We start from the raw sequence: 18,364 nt of genomic DNA on the forward strand, positions 1-18,364 counted from the left end.
AAGGAGAACGCCGGCCAACGACCTCTGGAACGAAGCGGTGCGGAATAGTGGCTGCCGTGGCCATATCTGCTGCAGCGCAACCGTCGATACGGCACAGATATTGCGTTGCACATAATACCTTCGCCGTAGTTTTGCCTTCTTTGCTTCAAAAGCGGCCTCGCCCCTCATAGGGTCTCCCGACCAACGGTCTCGGGAGGACCGTAGGACAAAACTCTGGGAGGATGAGAATGTCCAAGCTGACTCTATCGCGCCGTCGCCTTTTGAAGGCTGGCGCGGCCACTGGCGTTGCGCTCGGCGCGCCGCTTCATTTCGTCAAGGGCGCCTACGCGCAGGATAAGATGTCTTGCAACATGCCGACGGGCAGCGAGGTCGTGCTCGGCTTCAACGTGCCGCAGTCCGGCCCTTATGCGGACGAAGGCGCGGACGAATTGCGCGCCTATCAGATGGCGGTCGACATTCTCAATGGCGATAGCGATGCCGACGCCATCTCCGCCTTCTCCGGCGCCGGGAACCTGAAGGGCAACGGCATTCTGGGCAAGAAGGTCACCTATGTGACCGGTGACACGCAGACCAAGTCCGACGCCGCGCGTGCTTCGGCCCAGAAGATGATCGAGGATGGCGGCGCGATCATGATCACCGGTGGTTCGTCCTCGGGCGTGGCCATCGCGGTGCAGTCGCTGTGCCAGGAGCGCGGCGTCATCTTCATGGCTGCTCTCACCCACTCCAACGACACGACGGGCAAGGACAAGAAGCGCTACGGCTTCCGCCACTTCTTCAACGCCTACATGTCCGGTGAGGCGCTGGGTTCGGTGCTTGCCGAGGAATATGGCAAGGAGCGCACGGCCTACCATCTGACAGCCGACTACACCTGGGGCTGGACCCAGGAAGAGTCGATCAAGAACGCTACCGAAAAACAGGGCTGGCAAACGGCCCAGGCCGTTCGCACGCCGCTCGGCGCGGGCGATTTCAGCCAGTACATCACCCCGGTGCTCAATTCCGGCGCCGACGTTCTGGTCCTGAACCATTACGGCAAGGACATGGTGAACTCGCTGACCCAGGCCGTGCAGTTCGGCCTGCGTGAGAAGCAGGTCAACGGCAAGGATTTCCAGGTCGTCGTTCCGCTCTTCTCCGAGCTGATGGCCCAGGGCGCGGGCAGCGCGATCAAGGGCATTCTCGGCACCGCCAACTGGGACTGGAAGCTGAACAATGCCGGCACGAAAGCCTTCACCCAGGCCTTCGGCAAGAAGTACGGCCAGCCGCCGAGCCAGGCCGCGCAGACCGCCTTCGCCCAGACCATCCTCTATGCCGATGCCTGCGAACGCGCCGGCACCTTCTACGCTCCCGAAGTGATCGCGGCGCTGGAAGGCTACGAGCACGATGGTCTCGGCAACGGCCCGACGCTTTACCGCGCCGAGGACCACCAGTGCTTCAAGGATGTGCTCGTGGTGCAGGGCAAGGACGATCCGAAGGACAAGTTCGACCTGCTCGAAATCCGCAAGATCGTCCCGCGCGACGAAGTGACCTACGATCCGTCCATCTTCGGCGGAGACCTCGGACCGGCAGACGCGAAACAGTGCTGACCGCGAATCGTTAGGGACAACCGGGACCGACCGTATCCAATACGGCCGGTCCCATCCCTATCCGCGGACAGCCGGCCGCGAACGCTGCATGTATCGGGGGATCTGGAGCAATGGACGCGCTTCTTCTTCAACTTCTGAACGGGCTCGACAAGGGTGGCGCCTACGCGCTGATCGCCCTCGGTCTGACGCTCGTCTTCGGCACGCTGGGGGTCGTCAACTTCGCCCATGGCGCGCTGTTCATGATGGGCGCGTTCTGCGCCGTGGTCTTCGACCGCCTCCTCAATGTCGAGACGGTCACGATCGACGAGACCCAGACGACGCCATGGGGCACGCCCATGGAAATCCGCGAGCCCTACATCCAGTCGCTGCTCGGCGATTTCGGCGCTTTTCTGGTCGACTATTCGGTGCCGATCTCGATCATTCTCGCCATTCCGATCATGCTCATCATCGGCGTGATCATGGAACGCGGCCTGATCCGCCATTTCTACAGCCGCCCCCATGCCGATCAGATCCTCGTCACCTTCGGTCTCGCCATCGTCCTGCAGGAAATCATCAAGCATTTCTTCGGCGCCAATCCGATCCCCCAGGCCGCGCCGGACGTCGTCAACGGCAGCGCCGATATCGGCGCCATGCTGGGGCTCGACGGCATCATCGCCTATCCCTGGTGGCGGCTGATCTATTTCGTCTTCTCGCTTTTGTGCATCGCGGCGGTCTTCGCTTTTCTCCAGTTCACCACCTACGGCATGGTGGTGCGCGCCGGCATGCGCGACCGCGAAACGGTCGGCCTGCTGGGCATCGATATCGAAAAGCGCTTCACGGTGGTGTTCGGTATCGCTGCGGTCGTCGCAGGCCTTGCCGGCGTGATGTACACGCCGATACTGCCGCCCGACTACCATATGGGCATGGACTTTCTGGTGCTGTCCTTCGTCGTCGTCGTGGTTGGCGGCATGGGCTCGCTCGGCGGCGCCGTTCTGGCGGGGTTCCTTCTGGGCATCCTCCAGTCCTTCGCATCGATGACCGAGGTGAAATCGATTTTCCCGGGCATCGATCAGATCATCATCTATCTCGTCGCCGTGCTGATCCTGCTGACCCTGCCACGCGGACTGATGGGGCGCAGAGGCGTCATGGAGGACTGACATGTTCGGCAATCTTTCTCGCAACGACTGGCTGCTGATCGCCGGCTTCACCGTCCTGGTTCTGGCCGCGCCGATCTGGCTCGCCCCGCTCGGCGCCGGCTATCCGGCCATCATGGAGAAGTTCTGCATCTTCGCGATCTTCGCCATCGGCTTCAACATCCTGTTCGGCCTGACGGGCTATCTCTCCTTCGGCCACGCCGCCTTTCTGGGCGTCGGCTCCTATGCCGGCGTCTGGATGTTCAAGCTGTTCAGCATGAACGTGGTGCTGTCGACGGTCTTCGCGCTGATCTGCGCCGGCCTGTTCGCGCTCATCATCGGCTATATCAGCCTGCGCCGTTCGGGTATCTACTTCTCCATTCTGACGCTCGCCTTCGCGCAGATGATGTACAATGTCGCCTATTCGGTGCTGACGCCCATCACCAATGGCGAAACGGGCCTGCAGCTCGAACTGAGCGATCCGCGCTATCTCGACAACGCCCTTGGCGCATCGCAGAGCATCGGTCTGCCACGCACCAGCTTCTTCGGCATCGATATTTCCGGCGGCGGCATGCCCGGCTTCTACTTCTGCGCGGTGATCCTGATCATTTGCTTCTATCTGTCGATCCGCATCTTCCGCTCGCCCTTCGGCATGATGCTGCGGGCGATCAAATCCAACCAGACGCGCATGAAATATACCGGCTTCAACCCCAAGCCATATCTGCTCGCCGCCTTCGTCATTTCCGGCCTTTATGCCGGCCTTGCCGGCGCGCTGATGGTCGCCACCGATCCGTTGGCCGGTGCCGAGCGGATGCAGTGGACGGCGTCGGGCGAGGTCGTGCTGATGACCATTCTCGGCGGCGTCGGCACGCTGGTCGGCCCGGTGATCGGCGCCACGCTGATCAAATATTTCGAGAACATCTTCTCCGCCTTCAACGAGAACATTCTGAACGCGACCTTCGACTTCCTGCCGGAAGGTCTGCGGCATTTCGCGGTCGAGTTCTCCGCCCTGTTCGTGGGCGAGGGCTGGTTCCTGACGCTCGGTCTGGTCTTCATGATCGTCGTCATCTTCCTGCCCGGCGGCATCATGGAGGGCATCGCCCGGATCAGGGCGCTGTTCTCCAAAAAGAAAACCCAGGATGACGCCGCCGAAGGCAGCGTCGTGGCGGCGGAGTGATCTGATGGATACGAACAACAATGTCGTTCTGCACGTCGCCGATGTGAACAAGAGCTTCGGCGGGCTGAAGGCCCTCACCGATGTCGACCTTTCGGTCAAGGAGGGCACGGTTCATGCGATCATTGGCCCGAACGGCGCGGGCAAGAGCACGCTCCTCAATGTTTGCATCGGCCGCATTCCGCCCGATACCGGCCACGTGATCTTCGACGGCACGGTACTGGACGAGATCACGCCGCACGAGATCAATCAGCTCGGCGTCAGCCGTGTTTTCCAGACCCCGGAGATCTTTGCCGATCTGTCCCTTCTGGAAAACGTGATGATCCCGGCCTTCGCGCGGCGCGACGGCGCGTTCAAGTTCAATCCGATCCGCGCACTGTCCGCTGAGGGCGAAATTCGCGAAAAAGCCGAAAGCCATCTTGAGGAGGTCGGCCTTTACGCCAAGCGCCACACGGATGCCGCGTCGCTCTCCCGCGGCGACAAGCGGCGGCTGGAAATGGCGATGTCGCTGATCCAGAGCCCGCGCCTTCTGCTGCTGGACGAGCCGACGGCGGGCATGAGCCGGCACGACACCAACACCACGATCGACCTTTTGAAGACGCTGAAGGATCGCGGCATGACCAAGGTCATCATCGAACACGACATGCATGTGGTGTTCTCGCTCGCCGACCGCATTTCGGTTCTGGCGCAGGGTCGCATTATCGCCGAGGGAACGCCCGACGAGGTGCGCAACAGTCCGAAGGTTAAGGAAGCCTATCTTGGGGAGAGCCAGCAATGAATGTCACGGCCGATCCCAAGGAGCTTGAGGGAGCGCATACGATGAGCGAGGGCGAAAACCAGTTCTTCTCCGTCCGCGACATTCACGCCTATTACGGCGAAAGCTACATCGTTCAGGGCATCTCCTTCGATCTGAAGAAAGGCGAGGTTCTGTCGCTGCTCGGCCGCAACGGCGCCGGCAAGACCACCACGCTGCGCACGCTCGCCCGGCTCGACAATCCGCAACTGCGCAGCGGCGAAATCTGGCTGGATGGCGAACCGTTGCATGAGAGGAAGGCCCATCAGGCCGCCCAGTCCGGCATTCAGCTCGTGCCGGAGGATCGGCGCATCATCGGCGGGCTGACCGTGGAGGAAAATCTCGTTCTGGCCCAGGTCTCCGGCGAAGTCGGCTGGGATCTCGACGAGGTCTACAGCCACTTCCCCCGTCTTGCCGAACGGCGCAAGCAGGAAGCGACGACCATGAGCGGCGGCGAACAGCAGATGCTGGCCGTGGCCCGCGCACTGGCCCGCGACATCAAGGTGCTGTTTCTCGACGAGCCCTATGAGGGCCTCGCGCCCGTCATCGTCCAGGAGATCGAGGGCATCGTCCGACAGATCCGCGACATCGGCATCACAACCATCATCGTGGAACAGAACGCGGTGGCCGCGCTGCGCCTGTCCGACCGCGCCGTCATCATGGATACGGGCGAGATCGTCTATGAGGGATCGGCGCAGGAAGTGCTCGACAATGAGCAGCTCCGCCACGACTACCTGGCCATCTAAGGGCTGAAAGCGGCCCCGGTACGCGCCGGGGCCGCCGTTTCACATGGCGCCCTGGACATCAACGGCCAAGGACAAGATGTGGCTGGCCATCCGATGTCTTTTCAAGTGTCGTTCCGTTCGGCCCGATCGTACCGGCGATCCGTTTCCGGTAGGCAGAAAAACTGTCGAACGTCACGACATCGACCGGCTCGTCCAAATCGAGCACAAGCCGATACCAGCCCTCGCCGACTTTTCTGACGCTGATGACCTCGGCATCGAAATTGTGACCGAGATACCGGCCACCAACCCGAGCGCCGACAGTCCAGTCTGCGGTTGGTCGATTTCCTATGGCGGCGTGCAAGGTGTTCCAGTCGGCATAGCCGAATTGGTGGGCGACCAGTTCGAGCGCCTTGCCGTGTGAAATTGACTTGCCGTCTTTTTGAAGATCGGCGCGTAGTGTTTTGGCTGAGCGCTTTGCAGCCTCGACCGATATTGAAGGTTTCATCGCGATTTCCTCAAACAGCATCTCGCCTGTTCGGGAGGGTCGCTCGCATTGCCATCCTCGCGAAATGCATCGGGAAAATCAGCAGTTACAAACCAGGACTTCACCATGACAAATGTCTGCGAGCGGCTGGCGCCTGGAGCCGTATCGCGATGTAGGACAAACATCGCCGGTATGCAAGATCGCTAGTTCAACACGACATCGGCCAAAATTTTCACCGCCACGAGCGACAGCAGGATCAGGATCGCGCGGTCGAAGGCTTCGCGCGAGATGTATCGGGCCAGCCATGCGCCGAGCGGCATGAACAGAAAGATTGGGATCAGCGTGCCGGCGCCAAGCAGGGCACGCCATGGCGTCAATATGTCGTAGGCGACCAACAGCGGCAATTGCGGGATCGCCATGGTCGTGAAGAACAGCGAGATCGTCGCGACGAAATCCGGCCGGTCCAGCCGAAGGGCATTCAGAAAGGTCAGCGAGACCGGGGCCGACACGCCGGTTGTGCCGTAGAGGCCGCCCGAAACGATGCCGACCGGCACGACAAGGCGGTGCGCGGCGCGCCATGAAAGCTGCCAGGCCGGGCGGAGAAGACGGAAGCCGACATAGGCAAAGACGATGAGCGCCACCGTGAGCAGCAGAGCCTGTGGCGGCAGGCTGGCCAGCATCATCGTACCGAACACCGTGCCGATCGCCCCGGTTCCGGCGAAGACCAGCACGAAACGCGGCGCACTGAGCGATCTGCGATAACGCCATGCCTGCCAGACATTGGAGACGACATTCGGAATGGCAAACACGGCGACCGCGAAGGGCACGTCGTAAAGCGTCGCCAGAAGCGGCACGGCCACGAGCGGCGCACCCGCGCCGGTGGCGCCTTTCAGAATACCGCCCAGCCCGAAAGCCAGGAAGACGACGAGAACACTGGCCCAATCGATTGGAATGCCCCTTCTGAAACCGCTTGTCGGTCATCGGTGCGGAAGACGGCACCACCGTTCCATCTAGGGCGCCGAATAGCGTCCTGAAGACGAGAACGCACCAGACCGGCATTGCCCGTCCTTCACCATTCGACTGGCGGCGAAAGCCTGGCGATGCCCAGCGCTTCCTCGATCACCTCGGCATCGCCGATATGGTTGAACAGCGTCAGAATCAGGCGCGCATTCAGTGCCGCGCTTTCCTTGTCGGAAAGCCCTTCATGGGCCGCGATCAGTGAGGCATAAATATCGTCCGCGTCCGTGATATTTCGGCTTCTGTTCAACTTAGCCATCGCCTAACCCTCCGCCCCTTTGCCGATGGCCCGTTCGAAAGCCTTGCGGACGGCGTTGATGTTCCAGTCGGCCCACCGCGCAGCAACGTGCTGGTCGGGACGGATGAGATAGACCCCCTGCTTCACCTCGCCGAGATACCGCTCATCGAGCACCGGAATGGTGCCCTTCGCGAAGACCAGCCGGTCGGCATCGAGATCGCCTTCGAAGTCCGGCACATCGACCCCGATGGCCAGCACAGCGAAGCGGTCGCCGATCCGGTCCAGCAGAAAATCGCCGTCGAGCGGCGCGTCGGGGCAGACCGCGCCGGGGCGGCTGCGTTCCGGCCCGTCCGGCAAACCGTCCTCGCTATTCAGCGAAGAGCCGTCGAGTGTCGCCGGCACCGACAGGCGCCCGGAATTGACGAAGGGCCGGGCGAAGTCGTTCTCTTCGGACAGGTCAAGCACCGCATTGCGGAAGATCTTGCTGATCTTCGATTTCGGTGTGATGAAATCGGTCGCGCGCGTGGAGTTCAGAATGTTCTCGTCTGTCGCGACAAGCCGCTCTTCATCATAGGTGTCGAGCAGGCTTTCAGGCGACTGCCCGTCGATCACCCGCTTCAGCTTCCAGCCCAGATTGTCGACGTCCTGCATGCCGCTATTGCATCCGCGCGCGCCGAAGGGAGAGACCTGATGGGCGCTGTCGCCGACGAAGATCACATGGCCGTGGCGAAACTTCTCCATGCGCCGGCATTGGAAGGTATAAATCGAGGTCCACACCACCTCGTACTCGATGCCCATCGGCCCGAGCATGGCGTCCAGCCGTGCGCGAACATTCTCGTCCTTCAGTTCCTCTTTCCGGTCGATGTCCCAGCCGATCTGGAAATCGATCCGCCACTCGCCGTCTGGCTGCTTATGCAGCAAGGCGGAGTCGCCCGAGCCCTTGAAGGTCGGCTCGAACCAGAACCGCCGCTCGACCGGAAAGTCGGCCTTCATCCGCACATCGGCGATCAGGAAATTGTCTTCGAAGACTTTGCCCTCGAAGCCGAGGCCCATCATGTTGCGCGTCGGCGAACTGGCGCCATCGGCAACGATCACCCAGTCGGCGGTCAGGCGGTACTCACCGTCAGGCGTTTCGACCTGAAGCGTGACTTCATCACCCTCATGATCGATCCCGATGACCTTGTTGCGGCCGCGAATGTCGATCGACACACCCTCTTTCTGAACCTGGCGGATGCGCTCGACGAGATATTTCTCGAAATAGGGCTGCTGCAGATTGATGAAGGCGGGAAACCGGTGCCCCTCTTCGGGCAGCAGGTTGAAGTCGAACACTTCGCGGTCGCCATGGAACACCCGGCCAAGGCTCCATTCGACGCCCTTTTCCATCATCGGCCCGGCGGCACCCAGCCGATGCGCCACTTCCAGGCAGCGCTTGGAAAAGCAGATGGCGCGGCTGCCCTGCCCGACGCCTTCATGATCGTCCAGAACCACGGTCTCGATGCCCTTCAGGCCGAGCTCCAGCGCCGCCGCCATGCCGACCGGACCGCCGCCGATCACGATGGCCTGATGGTGTGCTGGCGCAGCCGCTTCCTGGTCGGCCACCCGCGCATAGGGGTACAGCCGATGCGCCAGCGCGTAGCGGTCTTCAAGCATATCGTCTCCTCCCGGCTAGGGCCTCAGCCCTGCAATTGCGACCACATCTCCTTGTCGCGCGCAGCGGTCCAGATGCGTGGATGCTCGATGCCGCGCGCCTCGTCATAGGCGCGGGCCACATTGAACGGCAGGCAGTGTTCGTAAATGGCGTAATCGCCGAACTTCGGATCGCAGGCGGTGCGGACGGCGGCCATCGCCTCCTTCAGCGAGCCGCCCTTCGCCGCCACCTTTGCCGCCGCATCGTAGGTCGAGCGGACGAAATCGGCGGTGTTGTCGAGCGCCTTGTTCACCATGTCCGATCCGGTCAGCGCATCGCCGCGACCGGGGGCGATGGCGGCCAGATCGTGGGCGCGGATCGCCTCCAGCGTCACCGGCCAGTCGGCGAAGTGGCCGTCGCCGCAATAGCAGGCGGAATGATATTCCACGATGTCGCCGGTGAACATGACATTCTCGTCCGGCACATGGATAACGATGTCACCGGCGGTGTGCGCCCGGCCGACCTGCTTGATGTCGACCCGTCGATTGCCGAGCCAGACGGTCATCGAACCGGTGAAGCTGAGGGTCGGCCAGGTCAGGCCCGGAATTTCCTCATGGCCTTGAAACAGACGCGGAAAGCGGTCGAATTCGCTGTCCCAGTCCTCCTGCCCGCGCTCCACGACCATCGAACGCGCCTTGTCGCTCATGATGATCTCGCGCGCATCGAAGGCCGACGCGCCGAGCACCCGCACGGCATGGTAATGCGTCAGCACGACATGGCTGATCGGCTTGTCCGTTACCGAGCGCACGCATTCGATGACCTTGCGCGCCAGACGCGGCGTCGCCTGCGCCTCGACGATCATCACGCTTTCGTCGCCGATGATGACGCCCGAATTCGGATCGCCCTCGGCGGTAAAGGCGTAAAGCCCCTCGCCGATCTGGCTGAAGCTGACATTCTTCTCCGCCATGTCGCCGGCGGACGCGAACTGCTTGCTCATATTTTTGTCCTGCTTCCCGGCTCAGCCCTGCTCTTCGACGGTCTGCTCGATCGCGCCGAAGATGGAATGGCCGTCCGCATCCTTCATCTCGATCCTGACCTTGTCGCCGAACGCCATGAAATCGGTCTGTGGCTTGCCGTTCTGGATGGTCTCGACCATGCGGACTTCCGCGAGGCACGAATAGCCGGCACCGCCATCCGAAACCGGCTTGCCGGGATCGCCCTCAGGTCCCTTGTTGGAGACGGTGCCCGAGCCGATGATCGCGCCGGCGGCGAGCGGCCGGGTCTTCGCGGCATGGGCGATCAGCTTGCCGAAATCGAACGTCATGTCGGTGCCGGCGTCGGCCTTGCCGAACGGTTTGCCGTTGAGCGAGACCAGAAGCGGCAGGCTCAGCTTGCCGCCGTCCCAGGCATCGCCCAACTCGTCCGGCGTCACCGCAACGGGCGAAAAGGCGCTGGACGGCTTGGACTGGAAGAAACCGAACCCCTTGCCCAACTCGTTCGGGATCAGCCCGCGCAGCGACACATCGTTGACGAGCATGACGAGCCGGATCGCTTCGCGCGCGGTCTCTTCGTCGGCGCCGAGCGGCACATCGTCGACGATGACCGCGACCTCGCCCTCGAAATCGATTCCCCAGTCCGGTACCGCCTTCGAGGGAAAGACGATTGGATCGCGCGGACAGATGAAGGAATCCGAACCGCCCTGATACATGAGCGGATCGGTCCAGAAGCTCTCCGGCATTTCGGCATTGCGCGCCTTGCGGACCAGTTCGACATGATTGACATAGGCCGAGCCGTCCGCCCACTGATAGGCGCGCGGCAGGGGCGAAGCCGCCTCATGCTCGTGAAAGCGCTGGCTGGGCTGGCTGCCGGTTTCCAGGCCTTCCGCCACCCGTTCGAGCCGCGGCCCGATATGGGCCCAGTCGTCGAGCGCGTCCTGCAGGGTCCGCGCAATATGCGGTACCTCCGAACAGCGGGTCAGATCGCGCGAAACGACGACGAGCCGTCCATCGCGCGTGGAATCCTTCAGGGTTGCGAGCTTCATCGATCCTCCAGAGCGGCCGGGTTTGGGTCAGGGCGCGGTTGCTTACTTCAGTCCGGGCGTTCCATCGAATTTCTTTTCGATGGTCTTCCAGCAGTCGATGTAGTCGTCCTGAAGCGGCGCCTCCTTCGCAGCGAAGGCCGTCAGATGCTGCGGGAAGCGCGTTTCGAACATGAAACTCATCGTGTTGTCGAGCTTTTCCGGCTTCAGCTCCGAGTTGGACGCCTTGTCGAACGCCTCGCGATCCGGCCCGTGCGGCAGCATCATATTGTGCAGGCTGGTGCCGCCCGGCACGAAACCCTGCGGCTTGGCGTCGTACTGGCCATAAATATTGCCCATCATCTCGCTCATCACATTCTTGTGATACCAGGGCGGGCGGAACGTATCCTCCATCACCATCCAGCGCTCGCGGAACAGCACGAAATCGATATTGGCCGTGCCCGGCACGCCGGACGGCGCGGTGAGGACCGTGAAGATCGACGGATCTGGGTGATCGAAAAGGATTGCGCCGACCGGGCAATAAGTCTTCAGATCGTATTTCACCGGCGCGTAATTGCCGTGCCACGCCACGACATCGAGCGGGCTGTGATCGATCTCGGTGGTGTGGAACTGCCCGCACCATTTCACCGTCACGGTCGACGGCGCATCGCGATCTTCGAAGGCCGCAACCGGCGTCTTGAAATCGCGGCGGTTGGCCATGCAGTTCGCGCCGATCGGCCCGCGGCCCGGCAGTTCGAATTTCTGGCCGTAATTCTCGCAGACAAAACCGCGAGCGGGTTCTTCGATGACCTCGACCCGATAGACGAGCCCGCGCGGTATGACGGCGATCTCCTGCGGCTCCAGATCGATGATACCGAGTTCGGTCGAAAAGCGCAGACGGCCCTGCTGAGGCACGACCAGCAATTCGGAATCCGCCGAATAGAAATAGTCGTCCACCATGGACTCGTTGACGAGATAGATATGGCTCGCCATGCCGACCTGCGTGTTGACGTCGCCCGCCGTCGTCATGGTGCGCATGCCGGTCAGCCAGGTCAGCTTCTCGTCGGAGTGCGGGACGGCGTCCCAGCGGTACTGGCCGAGCGAGATCACGTCGGGATCGACATTCGGCGCGCTCACCCAATAGGGAAGATCGATCTTCTTGAAGCGGTGGGTGTGCTTCACCGAGGGGCGGATGCGGTAGCACCAGGTCCGCTCGTTCTGGTGGCTAGGCGCGGTGAAGGCGGTGCCCGTCAACTGCTCGCCATAGAGGCCGTAATTGCAGCGCTGCGGGCTGTTCATACCCTGTGGCAATGCGCCGGGCAGCGCTTCGGTCTCGAAATCATTGCCAAAACCCGGCATATAGCCTTCGGTTGTGCCGAACGGCGTCGCTGCCTGCGTCAGCGCCTCGATCTTGGTCTGCTTGTTCATGACGATCTCCTCCAACCTTTCGTCAGGCAAATAATGGTTGCTTTTGTAACTATCAAGCCAAAAGATCGGTCGGGCGTGTACTGGATGATGGCCAGCGCAGCGCAGCGAGGGCGGCAAACGAGGGGTTAGTGGTGGAGAAGAACGATCATTTCGACCTGAGGGAATTTCTCCCTTATCTGCTGAATCTGGCAGCCGAAGAGACCAGCCTGCGCTTCAGCGCCATTTACCGGGAGCGCTATGGCCTGCTTCGCACCGAATGGCGGGTCCTGTTCCACCTCGGCCGCTACGGCGATCTGTCGGCGTCCGAGATCGGCGCGATGGCGAAGATCCACAAAACCAAGATTTCACGCGCCGTCAGCGCGCTGGAACGTAAGCACTTCCTGAAGCGGACGGCATCGGCGAAAGACCGTCGCCGCGAAATCTTGTCGTTGCTTCCCGCAGGCCAGGCGGCTTGCGCCGATCTGACCGCCGCCGCCGAAGCCTATAATCGCGAACTCGCCCGCCAGTTCACGCCGGAGGAATGGTCCCTCCTGCTCCGCAGTCTCGAACGGCTGGCCCATTTACCGCCGTCGAAGGAGTAGCGGGTAAGGCTTCCGCCCGTCTCATGTGAGCCATTCTTTCCGCTTCGGAAAATCCACCGGTGTGGACTCCGCTTGACTCTCTAAAACAACCATGACTAGAACATATAGAGAACATTAGAACGCAGCAGACCCATGCCTGATGACCGGATTTCGCCCACGATTTTCGGCACGGCAGCCATTTGCGCCCGTCCCACTACCCGATGGCCGGGCCCGGCTTGCCGAAGCCTTTTCCACGCGCCCCTCGGACGGGGCGAGCACGGGATTCGTGCTGGCGCATCTGCGTGCGGCGGAGCAGCCCTTTCTGTGGATCACCGACCGCCTCTCGCTGATCGAGACGGGCGAACCCTATTGCCTGACGATCCCCTTCATCCGCGCACGCCTCGCCAAACCCGCCGATGTGCTGACCGCCGCCGAGGAAGGGCTGCGCTGCGGCGCCCTTTCGGCGGTTGTCGCCGAACTCTGGGGCAATCCGAAAGCGCTGGATTTCACCGCCAGCAAGCGCCTTGCCATGCGTGCCGAGACCTCCGGCATTCCCTGCTGGCTGATCCGCCATGGCGCGAGCGCCGACCTCAGCGCCGCGCGCGAGCGTTGGCGGTTGCAATCGCTGCCATCCTCGCCCCTGCCGGACGATGCAAAGGCGCCGGGCGGTCCGCTCTGGCATGCCGAACTCTTTCGTTCGCGCGAGCGGCGTCCCGGCCATTGGGTGGCGTCCTATGACCGCGCGGCGCATCGTCTCGATCTGGTTCCCGCGCTTTCCGATGGAGCGCTGGATGCGGCTGCGCAAGCGCCGGCGCGCCGCGCCGCCTCCTGATGGGCCGCTCGCTCTCATAACCGATGGCCCGAAAGGCCCGATCATTCACGACCTCGATGAAGCGGCCCGGGAAGCCGGCATCCGCAAGGGCGCGCGCGCCGTCGATATGCGCGCCCTCTGCCCGACGGTCCATTTCGAACAGGCCGACCCCGCCGGCGACAAAGCGGCGCTGGAAAAGCTGGCGCTCTGGGCGCGGCGCTGGTGCCCGTGGAGCATCGCGGAAGGAGGCAGCGGCCTTCTGCTCGATACGACCGGCGCCGATCATCTATGGGGCGGCGAAGCGGCCATGCTGGCGGATATGGAAGCGCGCTTTGGCGCGCTCGGCTATGGCTGCCGCATTGCCATAGCGCCCACCATCGGCGCGGCTCATGCCTTCTCCCATTATGGCGAAAGCCACACACTCTGCACGGATCCGGCGGCGGACCTTGCCCCTTTGCCGGTCGCCAGCCTGCGGCTCGAGCCGGACACGATCCTTCTGCTGCACCGGCTTGGCCTGCGCCGCATCGGGGATCTGATGGCCGTGCCGCGCCTGCATCTGACGCGCCGTTTCTCCCGCAGCGAACTTGTCGCCAACCCGCTTCTGCGCCTCGATCAGGCGTTGGGGCGAACGGATGAGCCGCTGACTGCGCCGGACGAAGCGCCACCCTTCCATGTCCAGAAGAGCCTGGCCGAACCGATCGTCGACCCGGCGAACCATCTGCCGGACCTCTTCCGTCAGCTCTGCGCCTTTCTGCTGGAGGCCGGACACGGCGCGCGCCGCATCCGACTCACCGTTTACCGCACCGATGGCGAGATCGGTCGCATCGAGGCCGCCACCGCCGCGCCCACCCGCGATCCGGCACATATGGCCTCGCTCTTTCGCGAACGGGTGGAACAGCTCGATCCGGGCTTCGGCTTCGATGTGATGGCCCTGGAGGCCATCGCCGCCCATCCGATGAAGACCGTTCAGAGCGATCTGACCGCGCCGTCCGACGACACGCTCGACCTGCCGCGCCTGATCGACCGGCTCACCAATCGGTTCGGCGACGCCGCCATTTACTGTCCGCTGCCTTATGCGAGCCATGTGCCGGAACGCGCCCGCCATAATGGCTCGTCATTGGCGAAGGAGGCGATGGCGGCTGAAGACAAGGCAAAGGAACGTCCGCTCCGCCTGCTCGACCCGGCCGAAGAGGTGCACGTCCTCTATGCCGTGCCGGAAGGCCCGCCCGCACAATTCGTCTGGCGTCGCCGCCCTCACCGCATCGCCCGCTATCAGGGGCCGGAACGGATCGCCCCGGAATGGTGGCGCGACCGCGCCGGCACACGGCTGCGCGACTATTACCGGGTCGAGGATGCGACCGGCCGCCGCTTCTGGCTCTATCGCGAGGGCCTGCATGGCGACGGGCGCGGCGGCGAGCCGCGCTGGTTCCTGCACGGCCTTTTCGCGTGAGGGATCGCCATGCCGCTCAACGACAACCAGCATCCCAAGAAGATGGTCGAACCTCGCTTCCGCTGGAACCCGCGCTCGCCCTATGTCGAGTTGGGCGTGATGAGCGCCTTTTCCTTTCTGCGCGGCGCGTCGGACGCGGCGGAACTGGTCGGCACGGCCCATGAACTCGGATATGACGCGCTCGGCATTGCCGATCTCAACAGCCTGGCGGGCGTGGTGCGCATCCATGCCAATGCGGTTCAGGCGCATATCAAGCCGCTGATCGGATGCCGCCTGCAACTGATGACGGGCGAAACCTTCCTCGCCTATCCGATGGACCGCGACGCCTATGGCCGGCTCTGCCGCCTGCTCTCCAAGGGCAAGATGCACGATGCGGACGGCAACTGGCAGAAGAAGGGCGTCTGCGACATTGATCTGACCGATCTTGCCGCCCATGCCGAGGGCATCCAGCTCATCATGGTTCCGCCGGACGATCCGCCGGACGATCTGTCGGCGCTGACCTCCGCCCTGCCGACTCTGCGCCACCTGGCCGCCTGCCATCACTATCGCGGCGACGACCGCGCGCGCATCAACCGGCTCGACCGGATCGCCGGGCAGAATGGCCTTGGCCTTCTGGCGACCAATGATGTCCATTATCACGAGGCCGCCCGGCGGCCCTTGCAGGACATCATGACCTGCATCCGCGAGAAGACGAGCGTCGACCGGGCGGGGTTCCTGCTCGACGCCAATGCGGAGCGGCATCTGAAATCGCCGGACGAGATGGTGCGGCTCTTCGCTGAGTGGCCGCACGCCATTGCCGCGACGCGACAGGTCGCTGATATGTGCCGGTTCAGCCTGACCGATCTCTCCTACCACTATCCCAACGAAACGGTGCCGGCGGGTGAAACCGCGCAGAGCCAGCTCGAAAAACTGACATGGGCCGGTGCGGCGCATCATTATCCGAACGGCGTGCCGCAGAAGGTTCGCGATACGCTGCAAAAAGAACTGGCGCTGATCGAAAAGAAGAACATTCCGCAATATTTCCTGACCATTCACGACATCGTGGAATTCGCCAAAAGCCAGCATATTCTGTGCCAGGGTCGCGGCTCGGCGGCCAATTCCGCCATCTGCTACGTGCTCGGCATCACCGCCGTCGATCCGGCCGAAAACGAGATGCTGTTCGAGCGTTTCATCAGTGAGGACCGCGAGGAGCCGCCCGATATTGACGTCGATTTCGAGCATGAGCGGCGCGAAACGGTCATCCAGCACATCTATGAGAAATATGGCCGCCAGCGCGCTGGCCTCTGCGCCACGGTGATCCATTACCGCCCGCGCTCGGCCATCCGCGAGGTCGGCAAGGCGATGGGCCTGTCGGAGGATGTGACGAGCGCGCTCGCCCGCACCGTCTGGGGCAGTTTCGGCCGCGAAATGGGCGAGAAGAACGTCAGCGAGGCCGGGCTCGATCTGTCCGATCCGGTCCTGTCACGCACGATCAAACTCGCCAGCCAGATGATCGGCATGCCGCGCCATCTCAGCCAGCATGTCGGCGGCTTCATCCTGACCGAAGGGCCGCTGACCGAGACAGTGCCGATCGGCAATGGCGCGATGCCGGATCGCAGCTTCATCGAATGGGACAAGGACGATATCGACGAATTGCGCATCCTGAAGGTCGATGTGCTGGCGCTCGGCATGCTCACCTGCATCCGGAAATGCTTCGACCTGATCGCGGCCCATTACGGCCGAAAGCTCGAACTCAATTCCATCGAACCGGATGACGAAGAGACTTACGCAATGCTGCGCCGGGCCGACAGCCTCGGCGTCTTTCAGGTCGAAAGCCGCGCTCAGATGAACATGCTGCCGCGCCTGAAGCCGGAAAAGTTCTACGATCTGGTCATCGAGGTCGCCATCGTCCGGCCCGGCCCGATCCAGGGCGACATGGTCCACCCCTATCTGCGGCGGCGGAACAAGCTGGAAGACGTCGAATACCCGAAACCCGCCCCGCCCAACGATCCGGACGAGTTGAAGAACATTCTGAAGCGCACCCTCGGCGTACCGATCTTCCAGGAACAGGCGATGAAGATCGCGCTGGAAGCGGCGAAGTTCTCGCCCGCCAAGGCCAATGAGCTGCGCAAGGCAATGGCGACCTTCCGCTCGCGCGGCACGATCGGCGCGCTGCAGAACGACATGGTCGGCGGCATGGTGAAGCGCGGCTATGACGAGGCTTTCGCCCGCCGCTGCTTCGATCAGATCAAGGGCTTCGGCGAATATGGCTTCCCGGAAAGCCATGCGGCGAGCTTCGCCAAACTCGTCTACATCTCGTCATGGCTGAAATGCCACTACCCGGACGCGTTCGCCGCCGCGCTTCTCAATTCGCAGCCCATGGGCTTCTACGCCCCGGCCCAGATCGTCCGCGATGCGCGCGACCATGATGTCGAGGTGCGCGAGGCGGACGTCAATTTCAGCGATTGGGACAATCGGCTGGAGCCGTCCGGCACGGGCTGGGCGCTGCGTCTCGGCTTCCGGCAGATCGAGGGGCTGGGTGAAGAGGTTGCGATCCGGCTCATCGCGGCGCGCGATAGGCCTTTCGAGACCGTTGAGAGTCTGAAAAGCCGAGCCGGTCTTGGCGCTGGCGCGATTCACAGACTGGCGGCCGCCGACGCCTTCCGCTCGCTCGGGCTCGACCGGCGCGCCGCGCTCTGGGACGCCCGCGCCATTCGCGACGCGCCCGATCTGCCCCTTTTCCGCCAGACGCGGGACGAAGGGGAAGAGACCCCGGTGGCGCTGCCGGCCATGGCGGCCTGCGAACATGTGGTCGCCGATTACCAGACCACGCGCCTGTCGCTGAAAGAGCATCCGATGCGCTTCATGCGCAAATCCATGGCGCAGCAGGGCTATGTCACGGCCGAGGAACTCAAGACGGCGAGAAACAACAGCCCGGTCAGGATCGCCGGCCTCGTTCTCATTCGCCAGCGGCCGGGCAGCGCCAAGGGCGTCTGCTTCATCACGCTGGAGGACGAAACCGGCGTCGCGAACCTCGTCATCTGGCCGAAAGTGATGGCGGCGTTCCGCAAGACCGTGATGACTGCGCGGCTGATGGCGGTGGAAGGCGTGGTCCAGCGCGACGCCGACATCATGCATGTGGTGGCGCGAAAAATGACGGATCGGAGCGACGCGCTCGAACGCCTTTCCGAAGGGCCGCTGACGATCCAGATGTGCCGGGCCGACCACGTGCGAAACCCGCTGTCGCCATCGCCGCAGCGCCATCCCCGTCAGGCGCGGATCATTCCGAAATCACGCGATTTCCATTGATCGGTCCGAAGCCCGAACCCCTCGATCTCGAACACCTCTCCTCCGCTCGTAAAGTTATAT

Annotated in this window: 16 protein-coding genes; 9 read left to right on the plus strand and 7 right to left on the minus strand. The window is 63.0% G+C overall.

Annotated elements, in window-relative coordinates; genetic code table 11:
* Positions 1-221: 221 nt before the first annotated feature.
* The 5 genes from B7H23_RS11850 (at position 222) to B7H23_RS11870 (ending at position 5,405) form a co-directional block, all read left to right on the plus strand.
* The gene (locus B7H23_RS11850) at positions 222-1,580 is read left to right on the plus strand and encodes a substrate-binding protein (protein WP_094077582.1); all 1,359 of its coding nucleotides are present in this window, start codon (positions 222-224) and stop codon (positions 1,578-1,580) included.
* 110 nt (positions 1,581-1,690) lie between these two features.
* The gene (locus tag B7H23_RS11855; protein ID WP_094077583.1) at positions 1,691-2,716 is read left to right on the plus strand and encodes a branched-chain amino acid ABC transporter permease; all 1,026 of its coding nucleotides are present in this window, start codon (positions 1,691-1,693) and stop codon (positions 2,714-2,716) included.
* A gap of 1 nt (position 2,717) precedes the next feature.
* Complete coding sequence (locus B7H23_RS11860; protein ID WP_094077584.1) at positions 2,718-3,869, plus strand: branched-chain amino acid ABC transporter permease; 1,152 nt, start codon at positions 2,718-2,720, stop codon at positions 3,867-3,869.
* 4 nt (positions 3,870-3,873) lie between these two features.
* A complete protein-coding gene (locus B7H23_RS11865; RefSeq protein ID WP_094077775.1) occupies positions 3,874-4,644 on the plus strand; it encodes an ABC transporter ATP-binding protein in 771 nt (256 codons plus the stop codon).
* Positions 4,641-5,405: an ABC transporter ATP-binding protein gene (locus B7H23_RS11870; RefSeq protein ID WP_420814482.1), complete on the plus strand. Its 765-nt coding sequence runs from the start codon at positions 4,641-4,643 to the stop codon at positions 5,403-5,405. The genes B7H23_RS11865 and B7H23_RS11870 overlap by 4 nt, the downstream gene beginning before the upstream one ends.
* Positions 5,406-5,463: 58 nt before the next feature.
* Here the strand turns inward: B7H23_RS11870 and B7H23_RS11875 are convergent, their stop codons facing one another.
* The 7 genes from B7H23_RS11875 to hmgA all read right to left on the minus strand — a co-directional run bounded on the left by B7H23_RS11875 (position 5,464) and on the right by hmgA (position 12,195).
* On the minus strand, positions 5,464-5,889 hold the full coding sequence (locus tag B7H23_RS11875) for a glyoxalase superfamily protein (protein ID WP_094077777.1): 426 nt from the start codon (positions 5,887-5,889) through the stop codon (positions 5,464-5,466).
* A 182-nt stretch (positions 5,890-6,071) separates the two neighbouring features.
* Positions 6,072-6,821, minus strand: a complete 750-nt coding sequence (locus B7H23_RS11880; protein WP_206608905.1) for a TSUP family transporter — start codon at positions 6,819-6,821, stop codon at positions 6,072-6,074.
* A gap of 116 nt (positions 6,822-6,937) precedes the next feature.
* On the minus strand, positions 6,938-7,144 hold the full coding sequence (locus B7H23_RS11885; protein WP_094077586.1) for a DUF2783 domain-containing protein: 207 nt from the start codon (positions 7,142-7,144) through the stop codon (positions 6,938-6,940).
* A gap of 3 nt (positions 7,145-7,147) precedes the next feature.
* Positions 7,148-8,773 carry an FAD-dependent oxidoreductase gene (locus B7H23_RS11890; RefSeq protein ID WP_094077587.1) on the minus strand — a complete coding sequence of 542 codons (1,626 nt, stop codon included), beginning with the start codon at positions 8,771-8,773 and terminating at the stop codon, positions 7,148-7,150.
* 23 nt (positions 8,774-8,796) lie between these two features.
* Positions 8,797-9,747 carry an MBL fold metallo-hydrolase gene (locus B7H23_RS11895; protein ID WP_094077588.1) on the minus strand — a complete coding sequence of 317 codons (951 nt, stop codon included), beginning with the start codon at positions 9,745-9,747 and terminating at the stop codon, positions 8,797-8,799.
* A 21-nt stretch (positions 9,748-9,768) separates the two neighbouring features.
* Complete coding sequence (locus B7H23_RS11900; protein ID WP_094077589.1) at positions 9,769-10,791, minus strand: fumarylacetoacetate hydrolase family protein; 1,023 nt, start codon at positions 10,789-10,791, stop codon at positions 9,769-9,771.
* Positions 10,792-10,833: 42 nt separating this feature from the next.
* Positions 10,834-12,195 (minus strand): homogentisate 1,2-dioxygenase, encoded by a 1,362-nt coding sequence (hmgA, locus tag B7H23_RS11905; protein WP_094077778.1) that lies wholly within the window; start codon positions 12,193-12,195, stop codon positions 10,834-10,836.
* Between the two features lie 128 nt (positions 12,196-12,323).
* Here hmgA and B7H23_RS11910 point away from each other — a divergent pair, with 128 nt between their 5' ends.
* The 4 genes from B7H23_RS11910 (at position 12,324) to B7H23_RS11925 (ending at position 18,304) form a co-directional block, all read left to right on the plus strand.
* Positions 12,324-12,776, plus strand: a complete 453-nt coding sequence (locus B7H23_RS11910) for a MarR family winged helix-turn-helix transcriptional regulator (protein WP_206608896.1) — start codon at positions 12,324-12,326, stop codon at positions 12,774-12,776.
* 139 nt (positions 12,777-12,915) lie between these two features.
* Positions 12,916-13,587 carry an ImuA family protein gene (locus B7H23_RS11915; protein ID WP_193791514.1) on the plus strand — a complete coding sequence of 224 codons (672 nt, stop codon included), beginning with the start codon at positions 12,916-12,918 and terminating at the stop codon, positions 13,585-13,587.
* Positions 13,490-15,016, plus strand: a complete 1,527-nt coding sequence (locus tag B7H23_RS11920) for a Y-family DNA polymerase (RefSeq protein ID WP_094077591.1) — start codon at positions 13,490-13,492, stop codon at positions 15,014-15,016. Before B7H23_RS11915 ends, B7H23_RS11920 begins: the two co-directional genes overlap by 98 nt.
* A gap of 42 nt (positions 15,017-15,058) precedes the next feature.
* Entirely contained in the window at positions 15,059-18,304 is a 3,246-nt protein-coding gene (locus B7H23_RS11925; RefSeq protein WP_206608906.1) for an error-prone DNA polymerase, read from the plus strand.
* Positions 18,305-18,364: the final 60 nt, after the last annotated feature.

The sequence above is a fragment of the Notoacmeibacter marinus genome, from assembly GCF_002238045.1.
Taxonomy (GTDB): Bacteria; Pseudomonadota; Alphaproteobacteria; order Rhizobiales; family Rhizobiaceae; genus Notoacmeibacter; species Notoacmeibacter marinus.